The sequence below is a fragment of the Fulvivirga kasyanovii genome, from assembly GCF_009711405.1.
Lineage (GTDB): Bacteria > Bacteroidota > Bacteroidia > Cytophagales > Cyclobacteriaceae > Fulvivirga > Fulvivirga kasyanovii.
Genome location: NZ_SMLW01000357.1, coordinates 1 through 6,889 on the forward strand (window position 1 = coordinate 1; position 6,889 = coordinate 6,889).

General features: G+C 46.2%; 8 protein-coding genes. 6 read left to right on the forward strand and 2 right to left on the reverse strand.

The annotated features are described in order from the left end of the window. The 3 genes from E1163_RS03760 to E1163_RS03770 all read left to right on the forward strand — a co-directional run. Window positions 1-1,089, forward strand: a 1,089-nt coding sequence (locus E1163_RS03760) for a T9SS type A sorting domain-containing protein (protein ID WP_155169592.1), incomplete at its 5' end; no start/stop codon positions are given. 236 nt (window positions 1,090-1,325) lie between these two features. Then, on the forward strand, window positions 1,326-1,649 hold the full coding sequence (locus E1163_RS03765) for an ArsR/SmtB family transcription factor (protein WP_155169593.1): 324 nt from the start codon (window positions 1,326-1,328) through the stop codon (window positions 1,647-1,649). A gap of 51 nt (window positions 1,650-1,700) precedes the next feature. Further along, window positions 1,701-2,588 carry an arsenite methyltransferase gene (locus tag E1163_RS03770; RefSeq protein WP_155169595.1) on the forward strand — a complete coding sequence of 296 codons (888 nt, stop codon included), beginning with the start codon at window positions 1,701-1,703 and terminating at the stop codon, window positions 2,586-2,588. A 162-nt stretch (window positions 2,589-2,750) separates the two neighbouring features. Here the strand turns inward: E1163_RS03770 and E1163_RS03775 are convergent, their stop codons facing one another. Next, a complete protein-coding gene (locus tag E1163_RS03775; RefSeq protein ID WP_155169597.1) occupies window positions 2,751-3,896 on the reverse strand; it encodes a GTP-binding protein in 1,146 nt (381 codons plus the stop codon). Continuing rightward, the gene (locus tag E1163_RS03780; RefSeq protein WP_155169599.1) at window positions 3,877-4,320 is read right to left on the reverse strand and encodes a MerC domain-containing protein; all 444 of its coding nucleotides are present in this window, start codon (window positions 4,318-4,320) and stop codon (window positions 3,877-3,879) included. The genes E1163_RS03775 and E1163_RS03780 overlap by 20 nt, the downstream gene beginning before the upstream one ends. 169 nt (window positions 4,321-4,489) lie before the next feature. Here E1163_RS03780 and E1163_RS03785 point away from each other — a divergent pair, with 169 nt between their 5' ends. Genes E1163_RS03785 through E1163_RS03795 form a run of 3 tightly spaced genes read left to right on the forward strand, consistent with a single transcriptional unit; the run spans window position 4,490 to window position 6,819 of the window. Next, window positions 4,490-5,155, forward strand: coding sequence for an ABC transporter ATP-binding protein (locus tag E1163_RS03785; protein WP_155169601.1), 666 nt, complete (start codon window positions 4,490-4,492; stop codon window positions 5,153-5,155). Window position 5,156: 1 nt separating this feature from the next. After that, window positions 5,157-6,398 (forward strand): ABC transporter permease, encoded by a 1,242-nt coding sequence (locus E1163_RS03790; protein WP_155169603.1) that lies wholly within the window; start codon window positions 5,157-5,159, stop codon window positions 6,396-6,398. Beyond that, window positions 6,391-6,819, forward strand: a complete 429-nt coding sequence (locus tag E1163_RS03795) for a DUF3299 domain-containing protein (RefSeq protein ID WP_155169604.1) — start codon at window positions 6,391-6,393, stop codon at window positions 6,817-6,819. The genes E1163_RS03790 and E1163_RS03795 overlap by 8 nt, the downstream gene beginning before the upstream one ends. Window positions 6,820-6,889 lie beyond the last annotated feature (70 nt).

The following is a 6,889-nucleotide window of genomic DNA, read 5'->3' on the forward strand; positions in this document are numbered from 1 at the left end:
ATATATACCAGTAACGACAATCAGTTAAACAACTGGGACGACATCTCTGCCTGGTCTTCAACCAATAGCTGGTCAACCGCCCCCAAAACCCCTGGCAACCCCACCAACAGCAACAGTGCAAGAATCAATGTTTACGGATATACCAGAGTTTACTCAAGCCTGACTATCAATAATGCCAATCCGGCATTGCATATCTACGACACCTTATTTGTAGATGGAGATGTCAGCCTGGGCTCAGGAGCAAGTATGGAAGTACATGAAAATGGTTTATTAATAGTGACAGGCAACTATACTTCATCCGGGAGCTTCAAGACTAATAACTCAGGCCGGGTAGTTGTGGTTGGAGATGTTAATATTACAGCGGGCACCACCTTGCACACCAATGAGCAAACCTACATTTTCGGAAACTTAAACAACGCCAACGGTTATGTAGGCACAGGGCCCTCAGACCAATGCTACACGTGGGGCTCATGCGATCCCACTACGTACACCTCAACAGAGAACGACCTCTTTACAAATGACAGACTCACTTATGATTTTGTCACCAATGGGGGTGTGCTTCCTGTAGAAGTGGTTGAATTTAAAGCTACTGCCAACAAGGGCAAAGCCATCCTCAAATGGTCCACACTCAGCGAGGTAAACTTTGACTACTTCACCATTGAAAAATCAACCGATGGCCAGCGTTTTAAGGAAGTAGCACGGGTGAAAGGTGCGGGCAATTCCACTGAAAAAATCGATTATAGCTGGACAGGCCTTGCTGTAGAAAGCGCTTACTACAGACTAAAAGCCACTGATTTTGATGGATACACCGAGTATCACGGCACAGTTTACCTGACCGTTTCGGAGATTACGTTTAGCTACAAAGTTTATCCCAATCCCGTGATCGGACGCATAGTCAATATTAATTCGGGCAGCAAACTGCATGAGGCATCACTTACAGGCATGAATGGACAAAACATAGTATTGGAGATTAACAATCAGGACTATCAGACACAACTAGAGCTTCCTGATAATGTAAGAGAAGGTTACTACATGTTGACGTTAACCTTCGAAAACGAATCAGTGGTTCAAAAAATTGCCATTCATTAAAACGCAACAGCCACAGAATGAACTTTGGAAATTTGCCCCTCAAAGGCACAACATATCAAAGACATTAATCTATAGGCCGTCCGAAATCTGAGACGGCCTTTTTACTTTACTCCTTCCCTAAAGCCTTACCAGCCTCATACCTTAATATCTGAACCTAAAAAAACTTTTAAATTTTTTCCGGAAGGTGAACTATTCCGATCGTTATATCGTAATATTGCAATATACAGATAACATTTATGGGAGTAACTAAAACAGAGCTTTTTACGGCGGAACAAAATGACCTGGCACTGGTGGCCAAAGCCTTCGCCCATCCGGCACGTGTAGCCATTATTCAATATTTACTTAAGGCAAATACATGCATAAACGGCAACCTGGTGCAGGAATTGGGACTTGCGCAGCCAACTATCAGCCAGCATTTGAAAGAACTCAAAGCCATCGGTATTATACAGGGTACTATTGAAGGTGTTTCCGTAAGCTATTGTATTAACCCTAAACGCTGGGAGGAAATAGAGAAACTGTTTAACAGCTTGTTTATGCAGTATAGGCGAAACTGCTGTTGAAAAAAATTTGATTCTAATTATCGCAATATTACAATTAAACAAAATATAGCTATGAAACCATCATCCGAAGAACTCAAAAAGATTGTTCGCGACAAATACAGCGAGATCGCGGAACAGGACAAAGAAATGAATGCAGCTTCCTGCTGTGGTGCAGGAGGGTGCTCTACAGAGGTCTACAACATTATGACTGATGACTATTCCGAACTGCAGGGATATAATGCCGATGCCGACCTCGGACTTGGCTGCGGGCTACCCACTCAATATGCTAAAATAAAACCGGGAGACACGGTAATAGACCTGGGCTCAGGCGCAGGAAATGACTGCTTTGTGGCCAGACATGAAACCGGGGAAACAGGAAAGGTCATCGGCATAGATTTCACTGAGGTCATGATCAAAAAAGCAAGAAAAAATGCAGAGAAGCTTAACTTCAACAATGTGGAATTCCGCTACGGAGATATTGAAGACATGCCTGTTTCTGATGACTCGGCAGACGTGGTAGTGAGCAATTGTGTGCTTAACCTGGTTCCTGACAAGCAGAAGGTGATTGCAGAAATCTACAGGGTACTCAAACCCGGAGGCCATTTCAGTATTTCTGATGTAGTACTGGTCGGACAGCTCCCTGAGGCACTGCAAAAAGACGCTGAAATGTATGCAGGATGTGTTTCCGGGGCCATTCAAAAAGATGAATACCTGAACTTCATCCAAGAGCAGGGTTTTCAGCAGGTAACGATCCAAAAGGAAAAGCCTATAATTATTCCGGGTGATATCTTAAGCAGATATTTGACACCCACAGAGCTGGAAGATTTCAAAAATGGCACTGCTGGAATTTTCAGCATCACCGTTTATGCCGAAAAGCCGGGAGAAGGCCAGCCTGAAAAGAAAAAAGTGAACCTTTCTGAAATTCAAAATGAATGCACTCCGGGTAGCGGGTGTTGCTAAAATCAGTTAATTCCAGCTATAGCTGAGTTTTTAGCTCAATTGGATACCACATCCGTAAAAGAAGAAAGAAAGTGGAGTTACAGCCTCTTGTAGATACTATCCGCGAAAAGGTAGGCCTGCATGAGGCTGTAAACTTATTTAGTATAAAGCACAACTTCACCCTCATTGAAGGCAGCTTTCCATTTCCCTGATTATGGCTGCCTGATCCATGTCACGGCCTATAAATACGATCTCGTTCATTCTGTCTCCCCATTGTTTGTCCCATTTTTTCATTATAGCTTCCTGATTTTGCATGTAGGCTTCGTTCCTCGCCCGCTCTTTGATGGGCACGGAAACCCACCACCTGCCGTACGGATCCGTTTTGGCAGAACCTCCGGCCTGGCTCCATAAATATGCACGGTCAGGCTCCGAGGCAAACCAGAACAGACCTTTGCTCCTGATCACACTCGCAGGCCAGGAATTGCTGGCATAGTGCAGGAACTTGTCACGATCAAAGGGCCTGCGCTCGCGGTAAACGAACGAGGTTATACCGTATTCTTCCGTTTCAGGGGTATGCTCATTGTTCAATTCACGGATCCAGCCTGCTGACTGCTCCGCCTCCTCATAATCAAACAGCCCGGTATTGAGGATAAGCTTCGGATCAACTTTGCCGAAGTGGGTTCTGATCACTTTTGCCGCGGGATTAAGCTTTGAAACTATACCTTCCAGAACAGCTAGCTGAGACTCATCCACCAAGTCAGTTTTATTGAGCAGGATCACATTGGCAAACTCTATCTGGTCAGTCAGCAAGTTTACAATGGCCCTTTTATCCTCCCCATCATCAGTCATTCCTCTGTCCAGAACGGTTTCTGCACTACCAAAGTCCCGGAAAAAGTTAAAGGCGTCCACCACAGTCACCATGGTATCCAGCCGTGTTAGCCTGGTGAGGTCGTACAGTTCGTCTCCCATAGCAAAAGAAAAAGTTTGTGCTACGGGTATAGGTTCGGATATGCCTGTACTTTCAATCAGCAGGTAGTCAAATTTATTTTGCTTTGCCAACCTTTCCACCTCTATCATCAGATCTTCCCTCAGGGTACAGCAAATGCAGCCATTGCTCATCTCCACGAGTTTTTCGTCTGTTCTTGAGAGCCTGACTTCATTGGCAACCTGCTGGCTATCAATGTTAACTTCGCTCATATCATTTACAATCACGGCTACTTTCAAGCCTTGCCGGTTATGCAGCACATGGTTTAAAAGGGTGGTCTTTCCAGCCCCGAGAAAACCACTTAGCACGGTTACGGGTAACTTTTTATATTTCTTCTTTAGCATCTTCTTCTATGTCTCTGTTTTTATGGATACAATCAGGATATTGTATAGCCGACTGACGAATGTATTTCCAGTTGATCAAATGGGCCAGGGCTACCAGCAAAGCTCCGGCCGTGCTAAACAAAGCCTCTGCCCATGCCCAGGCAGCCCAATGCCCTCCCCCGATCAGGACAAAGCCTGCCACCACCACTGCCAGCGGCAAAAGGTTGCCATGATGACTGCGGTAGCCATGCACCAGGGCATAAGAAGCAATCAGAAAACTTATGGCTATAATGCCATACTCAAACCAGGGGTTGTGAAGAAAGCCCAATCCTGCCAATGGCGCCAGCGTAAGCAGAAAAGGAAGTATGGCACAGTGAATGGCGCATAACAACGACGTAATAAACCCCGCCACATCAGGATTAATTTTACTCAATAGTACTTTCATAGTCTTGTTCAATTAAATGATTGGGTAGTCGTGTGGTCAGCATTTGCTCCACACTACGGGGCGGCCTTCCCGAGTACATTTTGGAGCAAATATAAATAGATATTTAACAAATGCAACATTGTTGCATTTAAATGCTTCATTTATTACTTTTGCCCAAAAAACGGAGAATATGCTGAAAACCAAATCTTTACATTTTGCTTACAACCCTCATCAGAAATTTCATTTTCCGGATTTTGAATTACGCCACAAGGAAAACATGCTGATATTGGGAGAATCCGGCATAGGCAAAACTACACTACTACACCTGCTTGCCGGACTACTTGCACCTGCTTCGGGTACGGTGCAACTGGACGGCACCGACTTTTCAGGGCTATCTTCCGGTAAGCTGGACCGCTTTCGGGGAAACCATATAGGCATTGTCTTTCAACGCCCCAGGTTCATTCAGGCTCTCACCCTGGAAGAAAACCTGTACCTGGCACAGTACCTCGCCAATAAGAAAAGGGATGACAATCGCCTGTCGGAAGTTCTCAAAAGACTAGGTATAGCCCGGCATCGCAAGGCCAGAGCGCACCGGCTTAGTCAGGGAGAACAGCAGCGGGCAGCCATAGCGCTGGCGCTGATCAATCACCCCAGCCTCATTCTGGCCGACGAGCCCACCTCCAGCCTGGATGACAAGAACTGTAGCGCGGTATCAGAACTGCTTTTGGAGCAGGCAGAGGCTACTGCAGCCATGCTGGTAGTGATTACGCATGACCAGCGACTTAAAGAGATTTTCCACAATACATTGGAGCTGTCGGGCTACAACACCCATGCTCCTCTTCAACAAGCAAGTTAATATGGATATATTCAGGTTAAGCTTAAAAAATATCATTGCACGTCCGCTGTCGTCAGTTTTGAGTCTTGTATTGCTTACGGTAGGTGTTGGTATCATTTCCCTCCTGCTACAGGTCAACCAACATGTTCGCCGCCAGATGGACAATAACCTAAACGGTATAGACATGGTAATAGGTGCCAAAGGAAGCCCGCTACAACTGATCCTCTCCGCAGTGTACCATGTTGATATGCCTACAGGCAACATTTCCCTGGCAGAGGCCGAAAAGCTCAGACACCACCCGCTGATAGCCTCGGGCATCCCCCTCTCCTATGGCGACAGTTTCGAAGGCTACCGCATAGTAGGCACCAACCATGATTATCCCAAAAACTATAAAGCCAAACCTGTCAGTGGCATTTTGTGGAAGCAGCCTTTTGATGTGACCCTTGGAGCAGCGGTGGCAGCAAAACTTCAACTGAAACCGGGAGACACTTTCACCGGCACACACGGCCTTGGCGAAGGTGGCGAAGGCCATGATGAGCATCCTTACCGGGTGGTTGGCATCTTTGGCTATACCCACTCCGTGCTGGACAACCTGATCCTGACATCACTGGAAAGTGTGTGGGAGGTGCATGATCATGAAGGTGAAGGACATCATGCTCATGAAGATGGAGCTCTCCATCCAGAGCATGCGGGCGAACATCAAGAAGAAGAAGAAGCGGACCGTGAAATTACAGCTATGTTACTTACATTCAGAAACCCCTTAGGAATGGTTCAGCTACCTCGCCTGGTGAATGAGCGTACGAGCATGCAGGCTGCTGTACCTGCCTATGAACTCAACCGGCTATTTGGCCTTATGGGCGTAGGGATAGACACCCTAAACGCTATAGCCATGGCTATAATCGCCATAGCAGGGCTAAGCATGTTTATCAGCCTTTGGAATTCCCTGAAAGACCGAAAATACGAAATGGCACTGATGCGTACCTACGGCGCATCGCGATGGCAGGTGGTGTGGGTGGTATTGCAGGAAGCCGTGCTACTGACATGGATCGGCTTCATCTGCGGATTGATCTTCAGCCGTGCCGGCCTGTCCATATTATCTTCCTATACCCAGACCAGCTACCACTATGAATTATCCGGCTGGCAATTTCTACCCGAAGAATGGATGTTGCTACTCATCGCTACAGGCATAGGGTTGGTCGCGGCTTTTATTCCTGCTATACAGACATTTTATATCAATATTTCAAAAACTTTAGCAGATGCTTAGACTACTTATCATCGGCCTGATAGCCACAACCAGCATGGCTTCGGCCCAGACAGCCATCACCTGGGAGATACTGGGTGACGTTGAATTTACCGATAAATACAGTGAAGAAGTAGAGGCATACTATTATTACCCTCACTTTGGCCCCAATGTAAAAGACCTCGATGGGCAAATGGTTTACATCAAAGGGTACATGCTACCCATCAACCCTAAAAAGGGGGTTTACATTCTTTCCAAAAACCCTTATGCTTCCTGCTTTTTCTGCGGCAACGGCGGCCCCGAGTCCATCATAGAGTTAAAGCTCCAGCCGGGCCACCCTAAATTCAGAATGGACGAGGTAGTCACTATCAAAGGTCGCCTGAAGCTGAACCGGGATGACATTTATCAGTGCAATTATATTTTGGAGGAGGCGAAGGTGTATTAGCAGGCTGGCAAAGGCTTGTAAAAATAAGGTGATCACTAAAGGCAATATATTAAACCATGCCGACGAAAAA